This is a genomic window from Dermacoccus sp. Ellin185, from assembly GCF_000152185.1.
In the GTDB taxonomy this organism is placed as follows: domain Bacteria; phylum Actinomycetota; class Actinomycetes; order Actinomycetales; family Dermatophilaceae; genus Dermacoccus; species Dermacoccus nishinomiyaensis.
The window spans coordinates 22,827-49,803 of sequence record NZ_AEIQ01000051.1; the positions used below are offsets into that span (position 1 = coordinate 22,827).

A 26,977-nucleotide genomic window follows, 5' to 3' on the forward strand; every position below is an offset into this window, starting at 1 on the left:
TGAGGTCCGCGGCACCGGGCCCGTCCTCATCGAGGACGACGTCTTCATCGGCCAGAACGCCGTGGTGCTCGGAGGAGTAGCCATCGGCAGAGGGGCGACTGTTGCAGCCGGCGCCGTCGTCGTCAAGGATGTGGCGCCGGGCGCCGTCGTGGGCGGCGTTCCTGCGCGCGTGATGGGAGGTGAAGCGTGACGCGCTCGCGGTCACTGCTCATCATCTCTCCTTCATTCCACGGCTATTACGCAGCCATCGGGCGGGCGTTCGGTGAGTTGGGGTACGAGGTGCTCACCCATTGCTACGACGTCGCCGCGTCGCCCGCTGAGAAGCTCTGGAACAAGACCGCACACGAACTAGCCGGCAAACTTCGAGGTGACGGAGGGCATCTGTCCGGCGCCACGGTCTCGCGCCGCGCCATGGCCCGGGTTCGCGAAGTGTCTCCAGACTTCGTCCTCGTCATTCGCGGGGATGTTCTGACAGAAGAGTTCTGGGCCCTCGCCGCCGAGAACGACCGGCTCGTCGGAGTGTGGATGTATGACGAGATCCGCCGTACCAATTTTGACGCGGACCTCGTCGGGCGGTATGCCCAGTTGGCGACGTACAGCGCCCAGGACGCTGCAACGCTCCGGGCGGCTGGTCATCGTATCGCGCAGGTGCCTTTGGGTTTCGATGCATCGAGCGTCATCGACAACACAACTGCGGGCGCCGGGCTCGTGAGTTTCGTCGGTGCGCCCTTGCCCAAGAGAGAGCATGCGCTCGCGGCGCTTGTCTCTGCAGGTGTCCCCGTTCAGGCCTGGGGGCGGGGCTGGTCGGATCACGTGTTCGACCGCGCGCGCACGTGGCGTGTGCGCTCACTCGGCATCCCGGCCAGACGCGACGTGGCCGGCCCGTCCGCGCACGCCATCATGCGGAACGGCAGGGCCACCTTGAACATCCACGGGGATCAGGACGGCTTCACGATGAGAACGTTCGAGGCCGCCGGGGTGGGTGCGGTGCAGATCATTGATCGTGCCGACGTGGCGGATTTCTACGATCCAGGCGAAGAGATCCTCGTGTACGACGGCCACGAGGAGCTCGTGGACCTGTGCCGACACGCGGTGGCGCGTCCGCAGGACTTCATGATGCTGCGCGAGAGGGCACGTCGACGTACTCTCGCCCAACACACCTTCACGCACCGCGCGGACGCTCTATTGGAGGCGTGGTCGTGAGTGACAGGGGCCGAGCGGTCGTCCTCGCCCCGATGCTTGCCGCGCGCGGCGGCGCCGAGCGCGTAGCGCTCGTCGCAGCTGAAACGCTCAAGGCAGCCGGTTACGACACGGTGATCGTGGCTCCCGGCCAGGTTGATGACCTCGGGGCTTACGCCGATTACTTCGGGATCGACCTCGACGGCGTTGCGTACGAGGAACTTCCCAGCGTCGGGAGGATGGGACGCTTCGAGGCGCTGCGAACGGTGATCGAAGAGTTAGTCTGGGCCCGCATCGTGCGCTCGATGCAGCCGGACGTCTTTCTCACGTGCATGTACGGCGCGACTCTGCCGGGACTCGCCGAGCGCAGTCTGTATTACATCCACTTCCCGCACCAGTTGACGACGCCCGGGCTCACGGGTCTTCGTGCACGTTACGTCTCCTGGACGCAGTACGCGCGCCGCCTGCAGAATCGGGGGAGCGACTTTCGAGCCACCTACACGTCATTCCTTGCCAACTCACGGTTCACCGCCTCTCACGCGCGACAGCGTTGGGGTGTCGACCCCTACGTCCTCTACCCGCCCTGTTGCGGCGTCGGGGCAGGACGGGTTTGGCGGCAGCCTTCGATCCTCGCAGTCGGAAGATTTCAGGACCGGCAGCCGGGTCACCCGTACAAGAACCAGGAAGCCCTCATCGTGGCCTTCCGCGCAATGGCGGACCTGCACGCAGAAGGCTGGCAATTGCATCTGGCTGGGAGTGTTGGTTCAGAGGCAGAGCTGGCCAGGCTGCGTGAGATGTCCGTTGGCCTGCCCGTCGCGTTTCATCCCAATGCCTCTCTTGAAGAACTGCACACGCTTTATCGCGAGTCGTCGGTGTACTGGCACGCACAGGGTTTCGGAGAGTCACACCTCATGGCACCGCAGTCACAGGAGCACTTCGGCATCACGACCGTGGAAGCCATGTCCGCGGGAGCTATCGCCATGGTGTACGACACCGCGGGCCCGGCAGAAGTCGTCGCAGACGTGCCAGGAACCGTGCGATGGACGAGCTTGGAGGAGTTGCGGCTGGCTACACGCAATATTGCCCGCGCCGATCCGACAGACATGGCCAGCTTGCGTCGAGCCGCGCAGCGGCGAGCAGCAGAATTCTCCGAGGCCGCGTTCGCGACACGCCTCCTGACCCTCATCGAAACCGGGAGTCCTCGTTCATGACTACTTCTGTTGAACCGGAGACCTCCTGGGTGCGCGAGTTGCGCTACCTAGTCTCCAGCTTTCCACGCGGCACCCGCGCACAGCTCGGCTTGTACGCTGCACTGCAGTTCGTGGTCTCATTGCTCGATCTCGCCGGCTTGGCAGTCGTCCTGCCCGTCATGCAGGTGCTTTCCGGGGCGAGCCTCGAGGCCGGATACCTCGGGGTCATCCATCGCCTTGCGGGCACGCCTGAGCGTGGCCCTTTCGCCGTGATGCTTTGCGTCGCCATGGTGCTGGCTTTCTTGACAAAGAGCATCTTTGCCCTCGCGGTCGCGCGCTGGTCCTTCGACTTGGTGGCCCGTCTCCAAGTCCTGACAGCGACCAGGCTGCTGCACAGCTACTTGAGCGACAGCTATCTCGTGCAACGACGACGGGATGTCGGCGCGGTCGTCCGTACGGTGGGTGCCGCGGTGCAGGCCGCCCACGCCAACGTTCTGGGAGGCGTGCTCGGGGTGTTCGGGCAGCTCCTGTCAATCAGTCTCATTGCCGGTTTCCTCTTCGCCGTGGCCCCTGGCACCACCCTGGGCGTCATCGTGTACTCCCTCGTGGCGGTCGCGCTGGTCCAGCGATTCTTGGCGCCGAGGAATCGAAGGGCGGGTATCGCTGCGCAAGAGGCCGCGGGGCAGATGAGCCATGCGTTGCTCGAAGCGATCTATGGGGCCCGCGAAGTGCGAATGCACAAGGCTGAGCAGCACTTTCTCGTGACGTACAGTGATGCGGCCACACGTAATGCCGCCGCGTCTCGGGACGCCAACTTCTATGCCCAGGCTCCCAAGTATGTCCTCGAATTCGTCACGATTCTCGGGATCGCGGTTCTGCTGTGTTCGAGCGCGCTGAGCGGCGGGGCGGACAACACAATGCCCACCATCACCCTCTTCGTCGCGGCCGCCGTGAAGTTGCTGCCGTCGTTGACAGCGCTCACCGCCACGCTGGGAAACATCCGATTCGGCATCGAGGGCCTCCATGTCACGACGAAAGCTTTGCGGGGACTGAGCGAAGCCCCCCGCAAGGGGGCCGCCCGAGCTGGACGAGCCCAGAAGGACCCGCACCTGGGCCACGCGGCGACTGCGATGGGATCCGGCGACCTCGTCGTCGACGACGTGCGGTTCCGTTACCCGGATGGGGTCGACGACGTGTTGCAGGGCGTGTCATTCGTGGTTCCCGAGGGATCGTCACTTGCTGTTTGCGGCTTGTCCGGCTCGGGCAAGACAACCCTCATCGACATCGTCCTCGGGCTGATAGAACCTAATACTGGGCGTGTGTCGTTCGATGGGCTCGACATCGTCGCCGATCACGCGCAGTGGCTCGACAGGGTCGCTTACGTTCCGCAGGACGTCTACCTGCTGGCCGCCACCTTGTGGGAGAACGTCGCGTTCGGGGCCGATGAGCAGTCTGTCGACCGAACCGCTGTTGAAGCGGCCCTTCGCCTGGCGCAACTCGGCGAGCTTCTTGATTCCCTGCCCGGGGGTATGGACGCCATCGTCGGGTTCCAAGGAACCCAATTGTCGGGTGGGCAGAAGCAGCGCGTCGGTATCGCGCGGGCACTGTATCGGCGCCCGCAGGTCCTCGTTCTCGACGAGGCCACGTCGGCTCTGGACAACGAGACAGAGGACAAGATCAGCACGGTCATCCGTGACCTACACGGAAGCATCACGGTGATTCTCGTGGCCCATCGATTGTCGACCGTCAAGCATGCCGATTGTGTGATCTACTTGGAGGATGGCCGTATCGTAGGGTCCGGTGCCTTTGGTGAACTACAAAACCAGAGTCCCGCGTTCGCACGCCTGGTGCGTCTCGGCCGTCTCGAGGAGCGGTGAAGCGAATGGATGGCAACCTCGGAGTCACGGTCGTCGTTGTGTGTTACAACCACGAGCGGTATGTGACGGAGTCGCTCGACTCGATCCTCGCGCAGACTCGTACACCCGAGCGTGTTCTCATCATCGACGACGCCTCCGAAGATGGTACTGTTTCGCGGATAGAATCTTGGCTTTCTCTACATCCGGAGGCCGGTTACGAGCTTGTCGTACACTCTCAAAACACCGGGTTGTGCTGTGGTTTGAATGAAGCCTTAGCAACGATTTCTACCCCGTTCTATACCTATATCTCGGCAGACGATCGAATGCTTCCTGAACGGTTGGACGCGCTCATCGACCGCTGGGCCAAGGATGGCGGTCATGCCGTTGCGGTCTATTCGAACGCACGGCGGATCGACGCTGACGGCCAATTGCTGCAGCCGGACTACCGCACACTGCACGAGTGGCCCTCCGATCCTGAGGCACTCGAAGGCAACATCCACACGCGTCTGCTGCGTCATTGCTGGTTGCCTGCAGCGTCCGTACTGGTATCGACCGAGGCAGTTCGCGCCGTCCAGGGGTACGACGAGCGATGGTTCTTCGAGGACCACGATCTGTGGCTACGTCTCGCCGCGACGGGCTCCTTCCTGGTCGTCGACCAGCCGCTTGTCGAGTTTCGCGAGTTGCAGACTTCCCTCGGCCACGAACGGTTCACGCAGGGCGATATCGGCTTCCTCCAAGCGAGAGTGGGCATATTTGCCAAACAAGTAGGGGTCTCAGCTGGTGGGGACGCCTACATCCGTGAGGCCATGACCCCGCTCGCCATTCGGCTGTGGAAGTTCGGCGGCGACCCTACCCTGGTGCAGGAAGCGCTGGAGACGGCGCATGCTATCTCCCCGTCGCGCGCACTGCGCCTGCGACTTCTCCTCCTACGGTGTGGAGCACGCCAACAACCAGCGTGGCTCACGGCTTGCGAGGCGGCCGTTCGAGGCCTGCGAGAATTTCAAATGCGTGTTCGCTGCGGGAGGAACGACCCGGGGGGACAGGGATGAACTCGAACCTGGCAGGATCTGTAGCCGTGATCATCCCCTGTTACGAAGCTGGCGACCTCCTGAAGGAAGCGCTCGCTTCGGCTCTCGCGCAGACGATCGACGTGGAGGTCATCATCTGCGACGACGGCTCCACCGGCGCAGAAACTCGCATCGTGCTTGATAAAGTCGCTGCGGCAGGTGACCCACGGGTGACGATTCTGCGGCTCGACCGCAACAGAGGTGTCTCGGCGGCGCGAAATCACGCTGTCGCATCGACCCAGAACGAGTACATCCTCTTTCTCGACGCGGATGACAAGATGGATCCTCGATACGCGCAGGAGGCCGTGGCGATACTCGCGGACCAGCCCGAGGTGCTTATCGTGTCTAGCCCGCTTCAGTGTTTTGGTGTGTGCGACCGCCTCATTCGCTACGGTGGCGCGCCCCGCGGCGTCGTCGACGTGCTCTTCGAGAACAAGATCCCAGTGTCTTCTGTCATCAGACGCGAGGACTGGAGCCGGGTCGGTGGTTTCGACGAGTCCGTGCGCTGGGCCGAGGACTACGACCTATGGGTGCGGATCCTCGCAGGTGGAGGCACAGCCATCGAACTACCCAAGCCGCGCTACTTCTATCGCCAGCACGCTTCTCAGGTCACCCGGACCATGGATCAGGCTGACATCGACGCCCGGCAACTGGAACTCGTGACAAGGAACGTGGAGGTGTGGGCCGACCACGCCGTCGACATCATGGCTCGTCATTTGCAGATCCAGCGGCAGCTTCGCCACTATCGCAGTCGGTACGGCCGTCTCGAGGACGCGAAAGCTCGCTCGGTCGACCTCGTTCGTCGGCTAGGAGCGAAGCTGTGGCGCTGATACAACGGTCGTGGCTCGGTGTGGCCGGCGGCTCCCCTCCGTAAGAGCGAGCCAGTCATCGACGATGCGTGAAGGTGCATAGCGCTCAGCACGCGCACGCGCGTTTTCCCCGCGGCGGCGCCGCTCGATGTCATCCAGCATCGCGCCGCGCAAGGCCGCGACGTAGGCATCCTCATTCTGCGAATGTACGAGATAGCCGGCCTCGTTCTCGAGCTGAGACCGCACACCCGCGGAGCAGTCGAACGCAATCGACGGGACCGCTGAGCAGGCGGCCTCCAAGATCGTCATGGGGAAGCCTTCAAGGCTTGATGTCAGGAGATTCAACGACGCGTCTGACAGTGCGGTGGCTGAATCGTCGACGACACCGGCCAATTCGATCCGCGTACTCATGCCAGAGCGCTCGACCGCCTCGGCGACCTGGGGGCGCTCGACCCCGTCGCCGTAGATGGCCAACGACCATCCATCTGCCTCAGGCACGGTGATCGCCGCGGCGAAGAGACGCACCATGAGAGGGATCTGCTTCTCGTGCGAGAAGCGTGCCAATGCTACCGCTCTCTTCGCCAGTTGCGTGGTGAGAGTGCGGCCCTCTGGTGCCGGGTTAGGGATTGCGACGCACGGCACGTCGAGCAGCGAGCCGAAGGAGGCTGCGTCCTCATCGGAGAGCGCGACGAAGGCATCACAGTCAGCGAAGTGTTTCGGAAGAGCCTCCCGGAGCCATGGCTCGTCGTCGAGACTTGCGAACGACGAATGGTGCTGCCCGACGAACAGTGGGCCGGTCGGGGATCGCTCAAAACCGGACTCGTCGACCATCATCTTGCCGAGGACGTGGGTGTAGATGACGACGCTGTTGGCGGGCAACGTGGCCATGGTGCGTCGCAGAGCAGAGAGTCGGCGCCACCGGTCCCATCGCTTGAACAGGGCAAGAGGGGCAGCGCGCAAGGGGCCGTATGAGATGGAGACGGGGTATCGATGCAAGTCCTCACGCTCCAGAACGGTGACGACGTCGTCTGCACCCGTCGGCGATGCGCCCTCCTGGTTCTTGGAACCCGGGTAGATCGATACGACGTCGACCGTGATCCCGCGCTGTCGGAATGCAGTCATGAGGTTCTCCACGACAGTGGCTCCGCCACTGGTGTCGGGAAACCGCGGGACGACGAAACGGATGTGTGAGACCGATTCAGACATGGTGGCTCGTCTCTTCCCCGGAGACGAACCCGGCCCGGGCCGCACTCTCGACGATGAGCGCGATCGCCTTGCGAGCGGCCGGTCGCGGCAGCAGGGGGAGCATTCGATCGATGGTCGAGGCCAGATGTTCGGTGCGGTCGTACGTGAGCATGCGTCCTAGGCCCGACACGGCCGTGTTCCACACGGTCGCGGGGGACGAGTGGGGCGAGGATGAGGAGCCTCGACCGTGGATGTGTTCGAATCGTCGGCGGCCCTGCCCCGACCGAAAAGCTCGGCGCGCCCGTGCCGTCGTCGTCACGGCAGCCATGTGGTGTCGCACTTCCGCTCCGGGTACGAGGAGCAGCGGTATCCCGTGGCGGCGGAGGCGATATCCGAGGTCGAGGTCCTCCCAGCCGTACCCCACATAGCGTGGATCGAATCCGCCCACTTCTTCGAAGATCTCCCGCCGGACGGATGTATTTCCTCCCCAGAGCCGCCAACGATCCTCTGGTGCGGTCCCGTATGCATCCTGTCGGCCCCGCTCGTCAGCGACAGTACCGTAGGCGCGCATGTAGGCATTGTTCGGTGCGATGTTCAGTGGTAAGCCGATCACCCCGCACACACCCCGCCGATGAGGTTCGACATGAGCCGCGATATGGGTTGGGGAGGGTTCGAAATCATCATCCGCCCGGATCAGGACGTCGCCGTCAGCGGCGGCAAAACCCGCGTTCAGTGCTGCTACACGGCCCCTGTTCTCTGGAAAGACGAGGACCTGCACCGGGAGATGCGAGTAGCGCTCGACCACCGATGCTGAGCCGTCGATGTCACCATCGAGCACGATGACGGCCTCCCACGACTCGTAAGTCTGTCGGCTCAGTGCATCGAGGAGCCGAGGTAGGCGCTCTGCTCCTCCGCGGGACGGAACGATGACAGATGCTTTCATGATTTGCCGTCGCCTTTCCTGAGGATGTCAATCAGCAATTGGTGCAGACGCTCCCGGCCCCCTTCCGGTGAATACTTCACGTGCCACCTCTGTTGAGCGCGGTCCACGACGTCCTCAGTGGGTTCACTCAGAGCGTCTTCGATGACGGCGGCGAGAGAGCCGGCATCGTCGCGTGCTGCGACAAACGGATAGCCCGGTCCCGCAACCTCCGGCAGCGCCCCGGCATCGCTCACGACGAACGGGCAGCGCGCGGCCATGGCTTCGGCCACGACAAGTCCGAAGGGCTCGTCCCACACCGAGGGGAAGACGGCGAGATCAACAGACTCGAAGAACTCGGCGCGCTCCATCCACCCCTTTCGGACCGCAGTCGCGCCCAGCGCAGCGATAGCCGCGTCAACGCGCGTGGCGTCGGCCTCGCTCACGAACCGTGATTCGCCGGCGAGCAGGAGCGTCGGGTTGCGATGACCCTCGCGAAGCGTCGCGACTGCCCTGCAAAGGATCGGTACGCCTTTGTCGCTCGAGAGGCGCCCGAGGTATCCAATGACCGGGGACTTCAGATCTCGGCGGACCGAACTGTCCCTGGTGCTGGGCGGCTCATCCACCCAGTTCTCCAACACCCGGGTGCGGGGAATTCTGCGGCCCATGAACTCGGAGGGGACCAGGGTCACCATGGAGCCGACTCGTGCGATCGTCATCAGGACACGTTGGACTCCGTGGGGCTCCTGGTGAAGATGAACGATGCGGCGTCTGTGACCGGCCGTGGCCACGGCGGGCCGCAGCCCGTTGCACCACAGGATGCCCGTGCGCTCACGGGCATCCCACCGTCGGAGACCGCGCATGTACCCGGCTGTCGAGTCCCCGTGGAGGGCGACGGTGCTGAACCCCAGAGCAGCGGCTTCACGGGCGACCTCACAAGGCTGCTCCGGCGCGATGATTGTGACCTCATGACCCAGGCTCCGGGCCGCCTGCGCGATCGCCAAGAGCATGACCTCCCCGCCTCCGACCGCACCTTGGTTGGCGCAGAGATTCAGATGGAGCACGGTTCCTCCGGCGGCCGATACCAGGGAGCGCGCACGGCGATCTGCCCGGCCAGATTGCCGGTGATCCAGCCTGTTCGGCCTGCGAGGGCAAAACGCTCTTCCGCGCTGAGCCCAGGCGCCCTGGCCCAGGCCAGCGGCAGCTTCGCCGTCTCCGTGACCGCCCACAGGAACGACATACCGCGCACCGGGCGGCCCAGCAGCTGACTGCGGCGCCACAGACCCACTTGGGCGCGGCTGTAGCGATACCCCTGCGTCATCGCGTCGGAGGTGCCGGCGCGGAGCCGGTAATGAACCGTGGCGTCGGGGTCCACGACGATCGTGCGGCCCGATTCCAACAACCGCCAGGAGAAGTCGACGTCTTCACTGCCGCCCAGCATGGCTTCGTTCATGCCGCCAAGCTCGAGGTACGTGCTCCGGCGGATCCCGATGTTGGAGCCGAAGACGAACACCTCGTAGCCCAGATAGGAGAACGGGCCCTGCTCGTACGGATGCGGCACCTGGTCGAGCCCATCAGCGACCGCCTTGGCACGGCACACGAACTCCGAATTGATGACGTCGAGACGCATCATGCCGGTGGCGAGGACGTCGGTCTGAGACACCACCCGATGCAGCGTCGCCACCCACCGCTCGCCCACGACGTCGTCCGCATCGGACATCGCGATGACGTCACCGCGCGCGGCCTTCACCCCCACGTTGCGAGCGTGGCACTGGCCCTGAACGTCATTGGCCGACACCACGCGGATGTCGAGCGCGCCGCGGTAGCGTTCCACGATCCGCGCCAGCCTCGCAGAGCCTTCGTTGTCGGCGACGACGACCTCGAAGGGCGGCGCGTCCACCTGCGCGACGAGGGCGTCGAGCTGCTCGCCGAGCGTGGCGTGATTCTTGTAGTACGCGGTGACGACGCTCACCGCCGGCTTGGCAGCGCGCACCGGCGTGGCCAGCTCACGGCCGAGATCAGCGGGGGCGAGTCCTAGTTCTGCATACACGTCGAGGACGGCGTCGACCATCTCGCTCACGGTCGGGATGTCATCGGGTAGGTGCGGGCGCTTCGACACGTCGAGACCCTGCTCGATCACAGCATCCGCCATGGCCGACTCGTCGCTCAAGGGTGCGAGGCATCGAGGTGGCAGGATCTCTGGGTTGCCCCCGATGTCGCTGGCCACCACACCGAGACCGGAGTTCACCGCGTCAAGCAGGGTGTACGAGAGATTGTCGGCCCTCGACGGCTGGACGAGAACGTCGTGCGACGCGAGCGCTTCGCGAGCATCGACGAACCCAGCGAAATTGGCGGCGTCGTCGACTCCGAGCTCACGCGCCACGGCACGTAGCCGATCGGCCTCAGGGCCCGTGCCCGCGATCGTCAGCGTGGCCCCTGGCTGCTGGGCGCGCACCTGACGGAAGATGCGCAGCGTTGCATCGATGTTCTTCTCGGCATCGAGTCGGGCCAGGGAGAGCAACCGCAACCCGGGGGAGCGAGGAGGCGCCGTCGTCCGATCCACACCGTTCTTGATGACGGTGATCGGCGCGCTCGGACGCCAGTACCTCTGCATGTCACGCTTCGTGGACTCACTGACGGCGATGAGCCGCGCGACGCGACGCGTCCGGGCGTGGTGCGCGGACTGCCGCGACCACGCCTTCGCCTTGCTCGAGTGGAAGACTCTCGGGTCCTCGGGGATGTGATGTTCGGTGGAGACGAGGGTGGCAGGAAGACCGACAGCCGCCATCGTGGCGAGGAAGTCCGCTTTCGCGAGGTGCGAGTGCACGATGTGCGGGTCCAACCGCTTGATGATTCCGCGCAGATCCGCCACAGCCCTGTGGACGGGTTGGTCGACATCGAGGGTGTGAACGGGGATGTCGAGGCCCCGGAGCTCATCCAGCAGGGGGCCTTCGGGCGCCGCGACGACGAGTCGCCATCCGGGCAGACCGTGGCGCGCGACATCCAGGATGTGTCGCGCCACGCCTGCAAGATTGGAGACGGGGGAGACCCACAGGGCGACAGGGGCAGAGGTGTTCATAGCCAGGCCTCCAACCGATCCAGGGCGGTCCAGAAGCCCTCGCCGTTGTTGACGTGGCCCTGCCAGATCTCGGGAATGAACGGGATGTGCGGGGCGAGACGCTCGAGCTGAGCGGCCGTCGTCGGCCAGTCGATCTCGCCGTCACCGATCTGCGGCCCCTCGCCGTCGACGCCCTCGGCGTCGACGATGTGCAGGTGGTCGCTGAGCGGGGCGAGCTTCTCGACGTACTCGCTGAACGGCTTCTTCGTGAAGTTTGCGGCCAGCTTCGAGTGCGACAGGTCGAACGTCAGCCGGCGCCCGAACTGCTGACAGAACCAGACGGTGTCGTCGACGTCCATGAACAGGTTGTGGTGCTGCTGGCCACCCATGAGCCACGGGTACGGCGGCAGCGTCTGCGCGGTAAGGCGCACGTCGGCGTCGTCGATGCGCCCGAGAGCCTTCGCGATGCGCTCGTACTTGACGGTGCGCTGCGCCGGCGTGTCGAAAGCGTCCATCGTGAAGCCGCCCATCGTGCATATGACGATGGGGGGTTCACCGTTGCCGTCGAACCAGCGACCAAGGTCGCGCGTGATCTCGACGACCTTCTGCACCTCGACGATCGAGCGCTCCCAGACGGCGTCGTCGTCGCTCGCGAGGTTGATGATGAAGTCGCCCGCATATAGGTCGGGGCAGTGGACGGTGTGGAACATGCCGTCGAACTTCGCGTTGCCGAACGCGTCGCCGATCTGTTCCATGCTCATCTCCACGTCCTTGTAGGACAGGTGGAACTCGAGGAAGTCGGGGTTCGTCAGCGTCTCACCGGCGCCGAGCAGCTTGCGCGCGTCGTGGTAGCGCACCGGCAGCCCCCAGGGGCGCTTGAACTCGTAGGCGCGGCCGTGCGCGACGGCGTCCGTCAGGTCGGTTGCGTAGAAGAAATCACCCGACTCGATCGGACGACGCATCGTGCGCCCGACGAGCGCCTCGAGCCGGTTCGGCTGCAACCCGCGGCCGGGCGACTTGATCGTCACGTCGGCGCGCGTCAACTTCTCGCCGGCGGCGATGTCACGCGTCGCGACGAGGGACTTCGCCAGGTTGGCGCGGTTCATCAACTCACCCGTCGACACCGCGCGCGTCTCGCCGTTGCCGAGCGCCAGCTCGACCTCGCGGATCTTCGTCACCATCTCCGCGAACTCCTCGGGCAGCAACGACACCTGATGGTCGTTGCCCTCGAGCGTCTTGTCGATGGTGAAGTGCTTCTCGACGACGTGCGCGCCGCGCGCCACCGCGGCGATCGGCACGTGATAGCCACGCTCGTGGCCCGAGTAGCCGACCGGGCACTCGCCGAGCTCGGCGAGTCGATCCATGTACTTGAGGTTGATGTCCTTGAACGGCGCCGGGTACGTCGACTGCACCTGCAGCAGGACGAACTCACCGCCCGCCTGACGCATGACGTCGACGCTCGCGACGATCTCGTCCTCCGTCGACATGCCCGTCGAGACGAGCATCGGCAGGTGCTCGGCCGCGCAGGCGCGCAGGAGGTCGTGGTTCGTCATGTCGGCGCTCGCGATCTTGAGCGCGGGCACCCCGTAGTCGGCGAGGACCCTGAGCGACGCTTCGTCCCACGGCGTGCAGAACGCGTCGATGTCGACGCTCTTGCAGTAGTCGAGGATCTCGATCATCTGCTCGTTCGTGAAGGAGTACTTGGCGAGCAGGTTCATCGTGTACTGCGCGCCGAGATCCTCGCCGGCGCTGGAGGCGAAGTCGCCCTGACGGTACAGGCCCGTCAGATCGCGCAGCTGGAACTTGACGGCGTCCGCACCGGACTTCTTGGCGAGGTCGACGAGCTGCTTCGCGAGCTCCATGTCCCCCTGGTGGTTGTTGCCGATCTCGGCGATGACGAGGCAGCGGTTGCCCTCACCGATCGCGTGGCGCCCAATGCGGATCTCGCTGCCGAGCGCGTTGCGCGCGACCGCACGCACGTGCCCGCGCTCGTCGACGAGCGGGATGACGCGCACGCCGTCACGGAACGCCTGGGAGATCGTCGACGTCTCGGTGCCGTACGCCAGCTTGACCGGTGACGTGTGCGCCGCCGCCATGACGGACGTGCTCAGGTCGGCGTTCGGGTGCGCCGTCACCCAGCGGCGGAAGTCGCCGTCGGACAGAGCGCCCTGCAGGATGCCGTGCGAGTCGACGCAGAAGACGATGCCCGCCTTGTTGTCGCTGATCTTGTTGAGCGCCGCGAGGATCGTGTCATCGCTGAACACGACGTAGGGAGCGATCTCCCTGGCGATGGTGGTCATGAATCTCCTGAACTCGTTCGGCGCATGCGCCGCGGTGTCGCGGCCGTCGTGCTGCGGTCTGCACACCCCCGTGCGGACCGGGACAGGCCATGGCAACCAACCCGATGCGCCTCATCATAACCGTCTCGACGCCGCCTCGCCGGGGTCCGGACCGCCGATCATTACCGCGCGGTATCGCTCACGCGTCGCGTTCGCTCATCCGGCGCCACAGGCTCTCGGCGAGGGTGAAGTCGTGCTCGGCGTCGATGTCGATGCCCTCGAGCGGATCCATGACGAACAACTCGATCGAGCCGCCGAGACGATTGTGGTGGCGCTCGTAGATCTCGGTGCGGGTGAGGTACAGCGACCCCGTCTCGCGATAGCGCAGCTGCTCGGGAAGCAGATCCTGACGGCGGGGGCGCGCCTCGTACGGGTAGAGGGCCTCGACGTGCGGCACGCGTCGCCACATGAAGATCTCGGCCGGCACGACGCCCACCATCGAGTCGGCGCCCGTGACGGCGAACTCGTCGAGGCAGCGCGCGAGGGTGCCGGGCAGCCGCAGGGGAGAGGTGGCCTGCAGGAACATCACCTGATCCGGCCGGCCGACCTCGGCGGTGATGACCTCGATGGCGTGCTCGATGACGGGCTCCGACGCCGTCGTGTCACCCGCCAACTCGTCGGGACGCTCGATGACCTGCGCGCCGGCGCCACGGGCGACGTCGGCGATCTCGGCGTCCTCGGTCGAGACGTAGGGGGTCAGCCCGCGCGTCGCGAGGACCTGCTCGATCGTCCAGACGATGAGGGGCTTGCCCTCGAGCAGCTTGAGGTTTTTGCGGGGGATGCCCTTCGACCCGCCGCGTGCGGGGATGATGGCGGGCGTCGCGTTCGACATGACGTCCAGCCTAGGCGAGAGCACAGCCCGCGCGTCGTGCCTGGCTATCCTGGACCGACGGCCGACGCCGCAGGGCGTCCGAGGCGGGGCGTACTGAGTGGGGTGGGGTCTGATGACGGCGCAGGTCAGTGTGGTGATCGCGTGCTACGACGCGAACGACACGCTGGGGCTTCAGCTCGAGGCCCTCGCCCATCAAGAAGGAGCGCCGGCCTTCGAGGTGCTCGTCGTGGACAACAATTCGCCCGAAGCTCCCGATGCGGTGGTGAGCGGCTGGTCGGACGTGCTCGACATCCGTGTGGTGCACGCGAGCGAACATCAGGGTGTGGCCTACGCCCGCAACGTCGGAGTGAGTCGCTCGGCCGCCCACCGCATCATCTTCTGTGATGCGGACGACTGCGCGGGGCCCCGATTCGTCCAGGCCGCCGCGAGTGCGCTGGAGGCGGCGCCCTTCGTCACCGGGGGAGTGCACACCGTGAACGGGAGATCATTCGCCTCGGGCCGCCCAGCCGTGTGGAAAGAGCTGTCGCGCCTCAGCGCGACGCCCGCACCGCGGGACGTCGTCCGTGACGCCTACCCGGTCTTCATGGGGGGAGCCTCCGCCGTCGAACGCGCGGCGTTCATGGAGGTCGGCGGCTTCGACCAGGGGTATGTGCCGGGCGCGGAGGACAACGATCTCGGGCTGCGTGTTCTGGCCCAGGGTTTCACGCTCCTGCGGGTGCCGGACATGACCTTGGCGGAGCGGCCCCGCGCCAACGCCACCGGGGCCTTTCGACGCTCCTTCGACGGGGGGCGGATGCACATGCGGCTGTGCGCAGGACACGACCTGTGGTCGGTCTCTCCTCACCTGCACGACCCCGAGTGGTGGAGAGATCTCCTGCGGTTGCCCGGAGCACTCGTCACGACCGCGGTCCGCGACCGCTCCGCGTCCGGACGCCGGGGGCTTGCGAGCCGCGCCGGGCTTCGTCTCGGCCAGTTCGTCGGTTTCGTCGAGTACCGAATCGTCGGCCGTCCCATCGGTCAGGACCGAGGACTCGGGATGACGGACGCGCCGACGAGCCAGTAGATCTCCTCGGTCGGAAGCTCGTTCGGGTCCAGCAGGCGATCGTCGGTGTCGAGGACGGGGAGCTGAGAGACATAGCACGCCAGGCGCTGGTGCTTGCGGAACACGTCGACGGGCATGACCACCCGGTCCGCCTCGAGGCCGCGGCCGTGTCGCAGCCGCGCCATCTCGGCATCACCGCGGGCATGCCAGAGATAGGGGAAGTCCTCGTAGAACGCGATGCGTACCCCGGGATGGCGGACTGCGACGTCGAGCGCGAGATCACGCAGGACGAGATGGTCGGGGTTGGCTGCCAGCCCGCCATCCATCGCCTTCGCCCGCCGGTGGAGATACTCCGCGTGCAGGGCGCGTTGCACACCGCTGCGCAGGATCCGCCTCCCGCCGGCGCTCAGGCGGGCGACCGCATGGGAGGCGCCCGCGACGGCGGCGGGTTGCGCGTCGCGGCGCGGGGGATTGACGCCGGTCGAGTCGCCCAGGTTCTTGTGGACGCCCTCATGCGACGCTGTGGCGAGGGGCCTCCTTCCCTTGAGCCCGTTCAGCAGGCGGCGACCACGTTCGACCATGCTCGTCCATGGGGCGGGCGGCATGTGGCGGCCGGCGCACACCGGCGCGACGACGAGGCCGTACGGATGCTGATCCATCCACGCCTGCAGGGCCCCCTCGATGTCGACGAGCTCCAGGCGACGCTGTTCGCGGGAGGCGTAGGCGCCTTCGAGGTACCCGAGCCGCCGGTTGCTCGCAGCGACGCCGGCGAAGGCGGTGTCATCCTCAAGCAGGCGCGCACGCACAGTCGCGTCCGAGTCCGAGAACCCACAACTCAGGTCCCACGACGTCGTCTGTGGCGGGCGCGGCGCACCCGTGAAGACCGTCCACACCTCGCACGGGTGATCGAGCACCACAGCCGAGGCGCTGAGCATGGCATCGTCCATGTGCGGCGACAGGACCAGCACGTCGCGTTCCGCGATCAGGGCGGCCAGGGAGTCAGGGGCGGACGAATCGTTCACGTGGCCATCCTCTCGCATCGCCCACGCACGCCATGGGGGTGCGGTACGCCAGAATGGCCCTGATCCGTTCGGACGACGAGGGGAAACAGGATGACGAAGACCGTGCCGGGTCTGATGCCCGACCTGGCCGCATGGCAGCAGTGGGCTGATTGCCGGCGGCGGGGTGTCGAGACGGTCCGTCGAGCCAAGGGCCGGTTCCGGCCGGTGGCGGAGCCTCGTGCCTGCCTGTGGCTGCCGCGCAGCGCCGCCACCACCCTCGTCGTCATCGACAAGGCGACGCCGAGCTGCCGGGCGGCGATCCTCGAGCCGCTGCGCCACCTGGATCTCGCTCGAACGGCGGTGCTCGCCCCACGCGACCTCGACATCGATCCGCTCGAGGGCCTCGGCGGCGCGTGGGAATCGCGGCCCTATGACGGACCCGCCGATCTGCCGGCCACGATCGGCTCCGTGCTCACACTCGGGGCCTACCTCCACTGGAGCAAGGGTGCCGTGCGCTGGGCGGAAGCACGCGACGTCACCGTGCATCTCGTCCAGCACGGTCTACTCACCCCCTGGTCGCCACCTGCACCGGCCGGAGCGCATGTGCTCGCCTGGTGCGACAGTGACGCCGAATACTGGACGCGCGGACGCCCCGACGTCACGGCCCAGGTCGTCGGATCTCAGATGTTGTGGGCAGCCTCCCACGAAGGTCGGCCACGGATGACGACAGATCGACCCGTCATGCTCGGGCAGCTGCACGGAACGGAGCTGACGCGGCGTGAGACGCTGACGACCTATCTCCACGCGAGCGCCCAGGGCGAGATGCTCTACCGACCGCACCCGAACGAGAAGGACGCCGTCTCGCGGGCCCTCCACGCCTTCATGCGGCGGCGGGGCGTCGAGTTCGCGTCGACCAGCACCGCCCTGACCGAGCTCACGCAGCCCGTCGTCTCCATCTTCTCGACAGGCACGCTCGAAGCCGCGATGCGGGGCCTGCCCGCCTGGGTCTCGGCCACCGATCCACCCCCATGGGTGCGCGACTTCTGGCGCCGATACGGCCTCGCCGAGTGGGGCGGCGAACCGACCCCGCCCTGGCCCACGCTCGACGAAGAACCCGCCGCCACGCTTGCGCGCGTGATCCGAGGAGCCTGACGATGACCGACGCGCCACCGAACGATGCCGTACCCCAGGAGTCCGCGGCCGGCCCGGGCCCCGCCCAGCCGCATCAGTTGGCGACCCAGGCGAGCCACCCCAGCGTCGCCATCGCACATGACTACCTCACGCAACGAGGAGGGGCCGAACGCGTGGTCCTGGCCATGAGCCGCGCTTTCCCCGACGCGCCGATCCACACGACGCTCTACAACCCGTCGACCACGTTCCCCGAGTTCGTCGACAAGAACATCGTCGTCTCCCCCCTCAACCGAATCGGGGTGCTGCGCCGACACCACCGGCTCGCTCTGCCCCTGCTCCCATGGGCCTCGAACCGCATGACGATCGACGCCGACGTGGTCCTGGCATCGTCGAGCGGGTGGGCTCACGGATTTCCCACGACGGGCCACAAGATCGTCTACTGTCACTCGCCCGCCCGATGGCTCTACGCCGCAGACGAGTATCTCGGCGCGGGCGGCCGCCGCAGCGTCAAGGGCGCGGCTCTCGAGGTGCTCAAGCGACCGTTGCTGGCGTGGGACGTGAAGGCTGCCGCCACGGCGGACGCCTACGTCGCCAACGCCAACGTCATCGCCACACGGATCAAGCGAGCGTACGGCTACGACGTCGCCGTCCTCCCGCCGCCGTTCGGCGTGGACGAGACAGGTCGTCGAGCCCCCATCGCCGCCGTTGCGCACTGGGGTCAGACACCGTACTTCCTCGTGGTGTCACGCCTCATGCCGTACAAGAACGTCGACGCCGTCATCGAAGCGATGCGTGGGCGCTCCGAGCGCTTGCTCGTGGTCGGCGCAGGGCCGATGGCTGAGCCTCTGCGGGCGAGCCGCCCCGACAACGTCGAGATCGTCTCCGACATCAGCGACGACGAGCTGCGCTGGGCCTACGCCCATGCTGCAGCCCTCGTCGCGGCGTCCTACGAGGACTTCGGCCTCACACCTCTCGAGGGCAATGCCTTCGGCAAACCCGTCGTCGCGTTGCGCGCCGGGGGGTACCTCGACACCGTCGTAGAGGGAGTCAACGGCGTGTTCATCGAACGGCCCGCTCCCGCCGACATCAACCGAGGAATGGACGCCGTGCGCTCCCAGCCGTGGGACCCGGACGCCATTCGTGCCCATGCCGAAGCGTTCGGCGAGCACAACTTCATCCGGAGGTTGACGGAGCTGGTCGAAGAGCGCTGAGCCGGCTCAGGCGTCGTCGTTCGCGCGGAACCGACGAGCACGGCGGCTCGGAGGCGCACCGTCGGAGTCTGACGTCGCAGGTGTGGCCTGGCGGGGGGCGCGCTCAACGTTCGCAGAGGCGCTCGGCGCCTGCGACGACTCTCCCCGCATCGGGTCGTGCCTCGTCGTGTCGAGAGGGACCCCGGCGTTGCCTCGGTCCACCTGGGGGCCCGCTGCGGGCGTCGATTCGGGTGCGTGAAGAGTGATGTCGGCGAGCTCGTGCGCCGGGGTCAGTGCGGACGCCTCGTCCGACTCGTCCGTGTGTCCGTATCCGTACCCGTAGCCGTATCCATAACCGGCTGTGGCGTAGTTGCCGGCGCCGTAGCCGTAGACCGTGGAACCCATGGATCGCGGCGGGGTCATGTTCAGGATCGAGCCGAAGTAGTGGGCTCCCACCTGATCCAGGATCTTGGTGCACAGAGCGATCTGCTCCTTGTGCGTGGTGCCGTGGTGGTAGACGACGGCCGCACCGCTGGCCGCCACCGACAGCAGACCGGCGTCCGTGACCGGGAGCAGTGGTGGCGCGTCGAGCACCACGAAGTACTCCTCCTCCAGGGCATCAATGACGGCACTCATCCGGCGCGAGCCCAGAAGTTCTGAGGGGTTCGGCGGGATGCGTCCGGACGTGATGATCGACAAGTTCTTGTGGTCGCCGGGCTGGATCGCCTGACGTAGCGAGGCCTGGCCCGTCAACACCTCCGTGAGACCCACGGCGTTGTCCACGTCGAATGTCTCGTGGATCACGGGGCGGCGGAGGTCGGTGTCCACGAGGACGACGTGCTGGCCGGCGGCAGCCAGCACGCGCGCCAGGTTGGACGCGACCGTGGACTTTCCCTCGCTCTGGACGGCCGAGGTGATCACGAGGGATCGGGGTGGCTGCTCAGCCGAGACATACCGCAGATTCGTCCGCAGCATTCGGAAGGCCTCAGACGTGCTGCCGAGCGCCCCCAGGCCTCCCCGACTCTTGGTCTGCAGGTTCTTGGCCTTCGGAATGACTCCCAGGGTGCCCACGCCGGTGACCTTCTCCAGGTCGCTGGTGTGACGAATGCGCGAGTCGAGCTGCTTGCGCAGCACGACCAGGACCGTCCCCGCGACCAGGCCCAGAAAGGCGCCGATGAGAAGGTTGACGGGCCACTTGGGTGACGTCTGCGACGCCGGCAGGCCTGCTCGTGAGAGAGGATAGGCGTCGTACACCGTCGACTTGGCGCCATTGAGGGTCTCGATGTGCTTGATCTCCTGCGAGAGAGCCGCGGGTGCCAGGTTGGCTGCTTGCTGCGCCTTGGCGGCTGAACTCGAGGATGCGGTCAGCGACAGATTCGAGGTGCCCTCAGATCCAGCGCCTGCGAGCACGAAGTCACCAGGCGAGAGGGCCCCCTTGGACAGGGCGACGACGCGGTCGGCGACACCCGATCCTGAGGCCAGCTGGGCGTACGCACCGGAACGCTGGTTGGCCAGTTGCTGGTTGACCATGGCGGCACTCGCATCATTGGAGGCGCCGGCCATGATCTGGGCCGTCGAGGTGGCCTGATACTCGACAGGCCTGGTCAGGGTGTAACCAGCGGCTACGACGATGCCGAGCAACATGCTGAGCAGCAGCAGTTTGAGGTTCGTCCGAATGATACGAACCAGGTCCAGAATGGTCACGGGTGCTCCTGTCGTCGCCCACGTTGTGCCCCCGTGGCGACGTATCACTGGTGAGAAGGGTCGGGGTCAGTCTAGGACGGCCGTCTGAATGCGGGTGCTTCAAGGCCCGGTTGCGTGTCTCACGTTTGCGCTCGAGGGGGTGGGGGTCACCCGTCGGCCTGATCGCCTGGGGTGTCATCACGCTTGGCCACGATGAGCTGGCCGACCTTGTCGCTCACGAGGCGTCGTGCCTCGACGTCGAGCTGAGCGTCGGTGACGAGCACGTCGACGCGTTCGAGGGGAGCGATGGTCGACAGCCCGACGACGCCCCACTTCGTGTGGTCGGCGACGACGATGACCTTGCGCGCCGCCGCGATGAGCAGCCGGTTCGTCTCCGCCTCGAGCAGGTTGGGCGTCGTCAGGCCCGCGTCGAGGTCGATGCCGTGGATGCCGAGGATGAGCGTGTCGACGTGGATGTCAGCGAGCATCTGGTTCGCGACGGGGCCGGCGAGGGCGTCGGACGGGGTGCGCACGCCGCCGGTGAGCACGATGTTCTGATCTTCACGCACCGGGTCGTAGAGCAGCTCCGCGACTCGGGGGGAGTTCGTCACGACCGTCAGCCGCTTGACGGGCCGCAGTTCGACGGCGACGGCGTAGGCCGTCGTCCCCGCGCTGACCGCGATCGTCTGGCCGTTGCCGATGAGGCTCGCGGCAGTCCGGGCGATCTCCGACTTCTGCACGGGGTTCATCGCCGACTTCACCCAGAAGCCAGGCTCGTCGATGGGGTGATCCCCGACGGCCGTCGCGCCGCCGTGCACCTTGAGTACGAGACCCTTGCCGGCGAGGAACTCGATGTCACGACGGATCGTCATGTCGGAGACACCGAGCCGTTCGACGAGGTCGCTGACGCGCACCCCACCGTCGTCCTCGATGCCGTGCAGGATCGCTTCCTGACGCTGACGTGCGAGCATCCACCCTCCCGATGGTCCGGGGCGCAGCGCGCCCCGCTCGTGCTCGACCGCGGCTCGGAGCGTTCGGTCGATTCAACAGAAACCAACATAGACGCAAGTGCGAACCTGTGCGTCGATGCCCGCCCCTCAGGCGGGCGTGAGCCCGCGCCGCAGCCGGCCGGCGTCACCCCTCGAGCCGCCGCGGTGGAGGGTACGTCGACGATCCGAACGCGCGCGGACGCGCCGGCGGTGTCAGAATGGGGCACATGTCCGACAACACCTCACCCCTCGTGGCGGGCCAGACCCGCCCGCACATCCTGTCCGGAATGCAGCCGACGTCCGACTCGCTGCATCTCGGCAACTACCTCGGTGCGCAGATCAACTGGGTGAGGATGCAGGAGGGGTTCACGCCGTACTTCTGCGTCGTCGACCTGCACGCTCTCACCGTCAGCCCCGACCCGGCGCTGCTGCGTGAACGCTCCTACGCGACGGCTGCGCAATACCTCGCGGGCGGCGTCGACCCGGCGCGCTCGGCCGTCTTCGTCCAGAGCCACGTGCGTGAGCACGCCGAACTGGCGTGGGTGCTCAACTGCATCACCGGTTTCGGCGAGGCCGGGCGCATGACGCAGTTCAAGGACAAGGCCGGCAAGCGCGGCAACGACAACACGAGCGTCGGGCTGTTCACCTACCCGATCCTCATGGCCGCGGACATCCTGCTCTACGACGCGCAGTACGTGCCGGTGGGGGAGGACCAGCGTCAGCACCTCGAGCTGACCCGCAACCTCGCGCAGCGCTTCAACTCCCGTTTCGGCGAGACGTTCGTCGTGCCCGAGCCGTACATCCCGGAGGGCACGGCGAGGGTGATGTCGCTGCAGGATCCGACGAAGAAGATGAGCAAGTCGGACGAGAACGCGAACGCCTCGATCAACATGCTCGACGAGACGAAGAAGAACACGAAGAAGATCAAGTCGGCCGTCACCGACCTCGACAACTTCGTGGCGTTCGACGTCGAGAACAAGCCGGGCATCGCGAACCTGCTGCGCATCCACTCGGCCATCTCGGGCGAGTCGATCGAAACCCTCGTCGAACGTTTCGCCGGGGAGAACCGGTACGGCGCGCTCAAGACCGAGGTGGCCGAGGTGGTCGCCTCCGTCCAGGGCCCCTTCCGTGAGCGCTACCTCGAATTCATGGCTGACCGCGGCGAGCTCGACCGCATCCTCGCCGACGGTGCGGCCCGCGCGCGCGAGATCGCCGCGCCGACGCTCGCCCGCGCCTACGACGCCGTCGGCCTGGTGCCGGCGACGCGCTGAGCGGGACGGATCGTGCGCACCGTCGGCGTCAGCATCGCCGTCCCCGAGCCGTACTTCTCGCAGCTGCGCGAGATGCGTCGCGCCGCGGGCGACCCCCAGGCTGACGCGGTGCCGCCGCACGTCACGCTCATGCCGCCGACGGAGGTGGCGGACGGGCTGATCCCCGCGTTCACCACTCACCTGCACGACGTGGCGCGCGACTTCGCGCCCTTCGACATGATCCTGCGCGGCACCGGCACGTTCCGGCCCACCTCTCCGGTCGTCTTCGTCCAGCTCGCGCAGGGCGTCGACTCGTGTGAGCAGCTGGAATCGGCGGTGCGCAGCGGACCCATCGGCCGCGACCTCGAGTTCCGCTACCACCCTCACGTGACGATCGCCCACCACGTCGACGACGGCGCCTTGACGCATGCCTTCGAGGTGAACAAGCACTACGAGGCGGCGTTCACGGTGAGCGAGTTCCACCTCTACTTCCAGGAGGATGACGGCGTGTGGTCTCCCGTCGAGGCGTTCCCGCTCCAGGGCTGAGACGCCTGCCACCACCCACTACCCTCCCAGCGTCCACTTAGGTAGCCCTAAGGCTTGTGTGTTATGTCACGATTTGCTTGCGGGGGGAACACCTGGCCGCGGGAGCCGTGCTCCGACGGCGTAAAGTGCCTTCCGTGGCAACGAATACTCTCCCCGCGAAGCGGACTGGCAAGGCTGGGAGCACCCTCTTCCTGAAGACGCTGATGGCGGGCTCAGGACTCTTCTTTGTGCTCTTCGTTCTTGGGCATATGTACGGCAACCTGAAGCTCCTGTGGGGCGAGGAGTCGTTCAACACCTATGCCCATCACCTGCGCACGATCGGCGAGCCCATGCTCCCGCATCGTGGGCTCCTGTACATCATCGAGGTCCTCCTCGTCCTCGCGCTCATCGCGCACGTCTACTCGGCGCTCAAGCTGTGGCAGCGCGCAGGCGCGGCTCGTTCGCAGCGGTACGCCGTGAAGAAGACCCAGGTGGGTCTCGGTGGTCACGCCACCAAGGCGATGCGTTGGGGCGGGCTGTTCCTCCTGCTGTTCGTCATCTTCCACCTGATCCAGTTCACGCTGCCGAAGGTGAACTTCAACGGTGACCAGACGGACAACCCGTACTGGCTCGTGCACGACAGCTTCCGTCTGTGGTGGGTCGCGCTCATCTACATCCTCGCGATGATCGCCCTCGGCATGCACCTCATGCACGGCATCTGGAGCGCGGCTCAGACGCTCGGGTGCACCGGGTCCCCGTCGGCCCGCAGGAAGGCCAAGCTCGTGGCGCACCTGACGGCCGCCGTCATCGCCGTCGGCTTCCTCATCCCGCCGCTCGCCGTCCTCTTCCACCTCATCTGACAGGAGACAAGACACCATGAGTACTCCCATGGGTGAAACGGCGCAGAGCGGCTCCGGCGACACGCCGACCGCGACCCAGGAGAAGGGCGGGCGCAACGACGCCCACGCCTTCTTCACCGAGGGCGCGCCGATCAAGGACACCAAGGCTCCCGACGTCGACATCGCGCAGATGTGGACGCAGCACAAGTTCGACGACAAGCTCGTCAACCCCTCGAACCGTCGCAAGCTCGAGGTCATCATCGTCGGCACCGGTCTCGCCGGCGCCTCGGCCGCCGCGACGATGGGTGAGGCCGGGTACAACGTCAAGACGTTCTTCTACCAGGACTCGGCCCGTCGCGCGCACTCGATCGCCGCGCAGGGCGGTATCAACGCCGCGAAGAACTACAACGACGACGGTGACTCCACGTACCGCCTCTTCTACGACACGGTCAAGGGCGGCGACTACCGCAGCCGCGAGACCAACGTCTACCGCCTCGCCGAGGTCAGCACGAACATCATCGACCAGTGCGTCGCCCAGGGTGTTCCGTTCGCGCGTGAGTACGGCGGCTACCTCGACAACCGTTCGTTCGGTGGTGTGCAGGTCGCGCGTACGTTCTACGCCGCGGGTCAGACGGGCCAGCAGCTGCTCATCGGCGCCTACCAGGCCATGGAGCGCCAGGTCGCGAAGGGCACCGTCAAGGAGTACAAGCGCCACGAGATGCTCGAGGTGATCATCAAGGACGGTCGTGCGCGCGGCATCATCACGCGTGACATGGTCACCGGCGCCATCGACACCCACCTCGCCGACGTCGTCGTCCTCGCGACGGGTGGCTACGGCAACGTGTTCTTCCTGTCGACGAACGCGATGGGCTGCAACGTCACCGCGACGTGGCGTGCGCACAAGAAGGGTGCCTACTTCGGCAACCCGTGCTACACGCAGATCCACCCGACCTGCATCCCCGTCTCCGGCGACCACCAGTCGAAGCTGACGCTGATGTCGGAGTCGCTGCGCAACGACGGCCGCATCTGGGTGCCGAAGAACGCAGCCGACTGCGACAAGGACCCGCGCGACATCCCCGAGGAGGCGCGCGACTACTACCTCGAGCGCATCTACCCGGCGTTCGGAAACCTCGTGCCGCGTGACATCGCGTCGCGTCAGGCGAAGAACATGTGTGACGAGGGCCGCGGCGTCGGCCCGCTCGTCGACGAGGTCGACGAGCACGGCAACAAGCGCCAGATGCGTCGCGGTGTCTACCTCGACTTCACCGCCGCCATGGAGCGCATGGGTGAGGCGGCCGTCAAGGAGAAGTACGGCAACCTGTTCGACATGTACGCCCGCATCACCGGTGAGGACCCGTACAAGACGCCGATGCGCATCTACCCGGCTGTGCACTACACGATGGGTGGCCTGTGGGTCGACTACGACCTCGAGACCTCCATCACCGGTCTGTACTGCACGGGCGAGGCGAACTTCTCGGACCACGGTGCGAACCGTCTGGGCGCCAGCTCGCTCATGCAGTGCCTCGCGGACGGCTACTTCGTCCTGCCGAACACGATCCGCAACTACCTCGCCGAGGGTCCGTTCGAGAAGGTCGACGAGAACGACCCGGCCGTCGTCGAGGCGCGTCGCTCGGTCGAGGAGCGCATCAACAAGTTCCTCTCCATCAACGGCACCCGCACGGTCGACAGCTTCCACAAGGAGCTCGGCCGCATCATGTGGGAGTACTGCGGCATGGAGCGCTCAGAGGCCGGCCTGACGAAGGCCATCGGTCTCATCCGCGAGCTCAAGAAGGAGTTCTGGAGCAACGTCAAGGTGCTCGGCGCTGCCGACACCCTCAACCAGTCGCTCGAGAAGGCCGGTCGTGTGGCCGACTTCATCGAGCTGGGCGAGCTCATGTGCATCGACGCGCTGCACCGCCGCGAATCGTGTGGTGGTCACTTCCGCGCCGAGAGCCAGACCGAGGACGGCGAGGCGCTGCGTCACGACGACGAGTTCGCCTACGTCGCTGCCTGGGAGTACGGCCAGGACGGCCTCGTGTCCGAGGACGCGGCCAACTCGCCCGTCCTGCACAAGGAAGACCTCGTCTACAAGTTCATCGAACTGAAGCAGCGGAGCTACAAGTGAACCTCACCCTCAAGATCTGGCGTCAGGACAACGCGGCCGCCGCTGGGCGTTTCGAGACCTACCCGGTCAGTGACATCAGCGACGACATGTCGTTCCTCGAGATGCTCGACGTGCTCAACGAGCAGCTGCAGGCCGACGGCATCGAGCCGATCGCGTTCGACTCCGACTGCCGTGAAGGCATCTGCGGCATGTGCGGTCTCATGATCTCGGGCATGGCGCACGGCCCCGAGGTCACGACGACCTGCCAGCTGCACATGCGCTCGTTCAAGGACGGCGACGAGATCACCGTCGAGCCGTGGCGCGCGGACGCGTTCCCGGTCGTGCGTGACCTCGTCGTCGATCGCAGCGCGTTCGACCGCATCATCCAGTCGGGCGGGTACATCTCCGTCAACACGGGCGCTGCACCGGAGGCTCACAGCCAGCTCGTGCCGAAGGATCACGCGGACCGTGCGTTCGAGACGGCGAAGTGCATCGGCTGCGGTGCCTGCGTCGCGGCGTGCCCGAACGCCTCGGGCATGCTCTTCCTCGGTGCGAAGATCACGCACCTCGGGGAGCTGCCGCAGGGCCAGCCGGAGCGCGACGCCCGCGTCGTGTCGATGGTCAACACGCACGACCACGAGGGCTTCGGTGGCTGCACCAACATCGGTGAGTGCGCCGAGGCCTGCCCGAAGGAGATCCCGCTGGACGTCATCAGCCAGCTGAACGCCGACTTCCGGACAGCCAGGTCGCGTCACTGACGATCGCCATCTAGTGTCGCGCGTCATTAAT

General features: G+C 66.3%; 22 protein-coding genes and 2 pseudogenes. 14 read left to right on the forward strand and 10 right to left on the reverse strand.

What is annotated here, in order from left to right; translation table 11 throughout:
* Window positions 1-19 precede the first annotated feature (19 nt).
* From HMPREF0321_RS16955 to HMPREF0321_RS14690, 6 genes and pseudogenes are all read left to right on the forward strand, one after another.
* A pseudogene (locus tag HMPREF0321_RS16955) lies at window positions 20-190 on the forward strand (DapH/DapD/GlmU-related protein); the annotation flags it as partial.
* Window positions 187-1,203: a glycosyltransferase gene (locus tag HMPREF0321_RS04415; RefSeq protein WP_006944450.1), complete on the forward strand. Its 1,017-nt coding sequence runs from the start codon at window positions 187-189 to the stop codon at window positions 1,201-1,203. The pseudogene HMPREF0321_RS16955 and the gene HMPREF0321_RS04415, both read left to right, overlap by 4 nt.
* Window positions 1,200-2,390, forward strand: coding sequence for a glycosyltransferase (locus HMPREF0321_RS04420; RefSeq protein ID WP_006944481.1), 1,191 nt, complete (start codon window positions 1,200-1,202; stop codon window positions 2,388-2,390). The genes HMPREF0321_RS04415 and HMPREF0321_RS04420 overlap by 4 nt, the downstream gene beginning before the upstream one ends.
* Entirely contained in the window at window positions 2,387-4,246 is a 1,860-nt protein-coding gene (locus HMPREF0321_RS04425; protein ID WP_006944463.1) for an ABC transporter ATP-binding protein, read from the forward strand. Before HMPREF0321_RS04420 ends, HMPREF0321_RS04425 begins: the two co-directional genes overlap by 4 nt.
* 5 nt (window positions 4,247-4,251) lie before the next feature.
* Complete coding sequence (locus tag HMPREF0321_RS04430; RefSeq protein ID WP_050786469.1) at window positions 4,252-5,274, forward strand: glycosyltransferase; 1,023 nt, start codon at window positions 4,252-4,254, stop codon at window positions 5,272-5,274.
* Window positions 5,271-6,122 (forward strand): glycosyltransferase family A protein, encoded by an 852-nt coding sequence (locus HMPREF0321_RS14690; RefSeq protein WP_082740771.1) that lies wholly within the window; start codon window positions 5,271-5,273, stop codon window positions 6,120-6,122. The genes HMPREF0321_RS04430 and HMPREF0321_RS14690 overlap by 4 nt, the downstream gene beginning before the upstream one ends.
* Here the strand turns inward: HMPREF0321_RS14690 and HMPREF0321_RS04440 are convergent.
* The 7 genes and pseudogenes from HMPREF0321_RS04440 to HMPREF0321_RS04465 form a co-directional block, all read right to left on the reverse strand.
* Window positions 6,099-7,307 carry a glycosyltransferase gene (locus HMPREF0321_RS04440; protein WP_083803194.1) on the reverse strand — a complete coding sequence of 403 codons (1,209 nt, stop codon included), beginning with the start codon at window positions 7,305-7,307 and terminating at the stop codon, window positions 6,099-6,101. The genes HMPREF0321_RS14690 and HMPREF0321_RS04440 overlap by 24 nt on opposite strands.
* Complete coding sequence (locus tag HMPREF0321_RS04445) at window positions 7,300-8,229, reverse strand: glycosyltransferase family 2 protein (RefSeq protein ID WP_040014460.1); 930 nt, start codon at window positions 8,227-8,229, stop codon at window positions 7,300-7,302. Before HMPREF0321_RS04445 ends, HMPREF0321_RS04440 begins: the two co-directional genes overlap by 8 nt.
* Window positions 8,226-8,924: a glycosyltransferase gene (locus tag HMPREF0321_RS04450; protein WP_160126225.1), complete on the reverse strand. Its 699-nt coding sequence runs from the start codon at window positions 8,922-8,924 to the stop codon at window positions 8,226-8,228. The genes HMPREF0321_RS04445 and HMPREF0321_RS04450 overlap by 4 nt, the downstream gene beginning before the upstream one ends.
* Before the next feature lie 332 nt (window positions 8,925-9,256).
* On the reverse strand, window positions 9,257-10,726 hold the full coding sequence (locus HMPREF0321_RS15375; protein WP_254653966.1) for a glycosyltransferase: 1,470 nt from the start codon (window positions 10,724-10,726) through the stop codon (window positions 9,257-9,259).
* Window positions 10,727-10,771: 45 nt separating this feature from the next.
* Window positions 10,772-11,284: pseudogene (locus tag HMPREF0321_RS17345) on the reverse strand (glycosyltransferase family 4 protein); the annotation flags it as partial.
* Window positions 11,281-13,563, reverse strand: coding sequence for an N-acetylneuraminate synthase family protein (locus HMPREF0321_RS04460; protein WP_006944502.1), 2,283 nt, complete (start codon window positions 13,561-13,563; stop codon window positions 11,281-11,283). The pseudogene HMPREF0321_RS17345 and the gene HMPREF0321_RS04460, both read right to left, overlap by 4 nt.
* Window positions 13,564-13,741: 178 nt before the next feature.
* Window positions 13,742-14,434, reverse strand: coding sequence for a cytidylyltransferase domain-containing protein (locus HMPREF0321_RS04465; protein WP_040014461.1), 693 nt, complete (start codon window positions 14,432-14,434; stop codon window positions 13,742-13,744).
* A 112-nt stretch (window positions 14,435-14,546) separates the two neighbouring features.
* Between HMPREF0321_RS04465 and HMPREF0321_RS14695 the strand changes: the two genes are divergently transcribed.
* Complete coding sequence (locus HMPREF0321_RS14695; RefSeq protein ID WP_139023550.1) at window positions 14,547-15,497, forward strand: glycosyltransferase family 2 protein; 951 nt, start codon at window positions 14,547-14,549, stop codon at window positions 15,495-15,497.
* Here the strand turns inward: HMPREF0321_RS14695 and HMPREF0321_RS14700 are convergent.
* A complete protein-coding gene (locus tag HMPREF0321_RS14700) occupies window positions 15,452-16,498 on the reverse strand; it encodes a hypothetical protein (RefSeq protein ID WP_006944443.1) in 1,047 nt (348 codons plus the stop codon). The two genes, HMPREF0321_RS14695 and HMPREF0321_RS14700, sit on opposite strands and share 46 nt — an antisense overlap.
* Window positions 16,499-16,588: 90 nt before the next feature.
* Here HMPREF0321_RS14700 and HMPREF0321_RS04480 point away from each other — a divergent pair, with 90 nt between their 5' ends.
* Both HMPREF0321_RS04480 and HMPREF0321_RS04485 read left to right on the forward strand, forming a co-directional pair.
* The gene (locus tag HMPREF0321_RS04480; protein ID WP_006944477.1) at window positions 16,589-17,629 is read left to right on the forward strand and encodes a hypothetical protein; all 1,041 of its coding nucleotides are present in this window, start codon (window positions 16,589-16,591) and stop codon (window positions 17,627-17,629) included.
* Window positions 17,630-17,631: 2 nt separating this feature from the next.
* A complete protein-coding gene (locus HMPREF0321_RS04485; RefSeq protein WP_006944461.1) occupies window positions 17,632-18,819 on the forward strand; it encodes a glycosyltransferase in 1,188 nt (395 codons plus the stop codon).
* Window positions 18,820-18,825: 6 nt separating this feature from the next.
* Here the strand turns inward: HMPREF0321_RS04485 and HMPREF0321_RS04490 are convergent, their stop codons facing one another.
* Together HMPREF0321_RS04490 and HMPREF0321_RS04495 are read right to left on the reverse strand one after the other, a co-directional pair.
* Complete coding sequence (locus tag HMPREF0321_RS04490) at window positions 18,826-20,502, reverse strand: polysaccharide biosynthesis tyrosine autokinase (RefSeq protein ID WP_006944462.1); 1,677 nt, start codon at window positions 20,500-20,502, stop codon at window positions 18,826-18,828.
* 146 nt (window positions 20,503-20,648) lie between these two features.
* Entirely contained in the window at window positions 20,649-21,452 is an 804-nt protein-coding gene (locus HMPREF0321_RS04495; protein ID WP_006944445.1) for a DeoR/GlpR family DNA-binding transcription regulator, read from the reverse strand.
* 245 nt (window positions 21,453-21,697) lie between these two features.
* Between HMPREF0321_RS04495 and trpS the strand changes: the two genes are divergently transcribed.
* The 5 genes from trpS (at window position 21,698) to HMPREF0321_RS04520 (ending at window position 26,946) form a co-directional block, all read left to right on the forward strand.
* A complete protein-coding gene (gene trpS, locus HMPREF0321_RS04500) occupies window positions 21,698-22,741 on the forward strand; it encodes a tryptophan--tRNA ligase (protein ID WP_006944447.1) in 1,044 nt (347 codons plus the stop codon).
* 12 nt (window positions 22,742-22,753) lie between these two features.
* Window positions 22,754-23,266, forward strand: coding sequence for a 2'-5' RNA ligase family protein (locus HMPREF0321_RS04505; protein WP_006944501.1), 513 nt, complete (start codon window positions 22,754-22,756; stop codon window positions 23,264-23,266).
* Window positions 23,267-23,400: 134 nt separating this feature from the next.
* On the forward strand, window positions 23,401-24,105 hold the full coding sequence (locus HMPREF0321_RS04510) for a succinate dehydrogenase cytochrome b subunit (protein WP_040014462.1): 705 nt from the start codon (window positions 23,401-23,403) through the stop codon (window positions 24,103-24,105).
* A gap of 169 nt (window positions 24,106-24,274) precedes the next feature.
* Window positions 24,275-26,209 carry a fumarate reductase/succinate dehydrogenase flavoprotein subunit gene (locus tag HMPREF0321_RS04515; RefSeq protein ID WP_040014475.1) on the forward strand — a complete coding sequence of 645 codons (1,935 nt, stop codon included), beginning with the start codon at window positions 24,275-24,277 and terminating at the stop codon, window positions 26,207-26,209.
* Window positions 26,206-26,946, forward strand: a complete 741-nt coding sequence (locus HMPREF0321_RS04520) for a succinate dehydrogenase/fumarate reductase iron-sulfur subunit (protein WP_006944460.1) — start codon at window positions 26,206-26,208, stop codon at window positions 26,944-26,946. The genes HMPREF0321_RS04515 and HMPREF0321_RS04520 overlap by 4 nt, the downstream gene beginning before the upstream one ends.
* The last annotated feature ends 31 nt before the right edge of the window (window positions 26,947-26,977 follow it).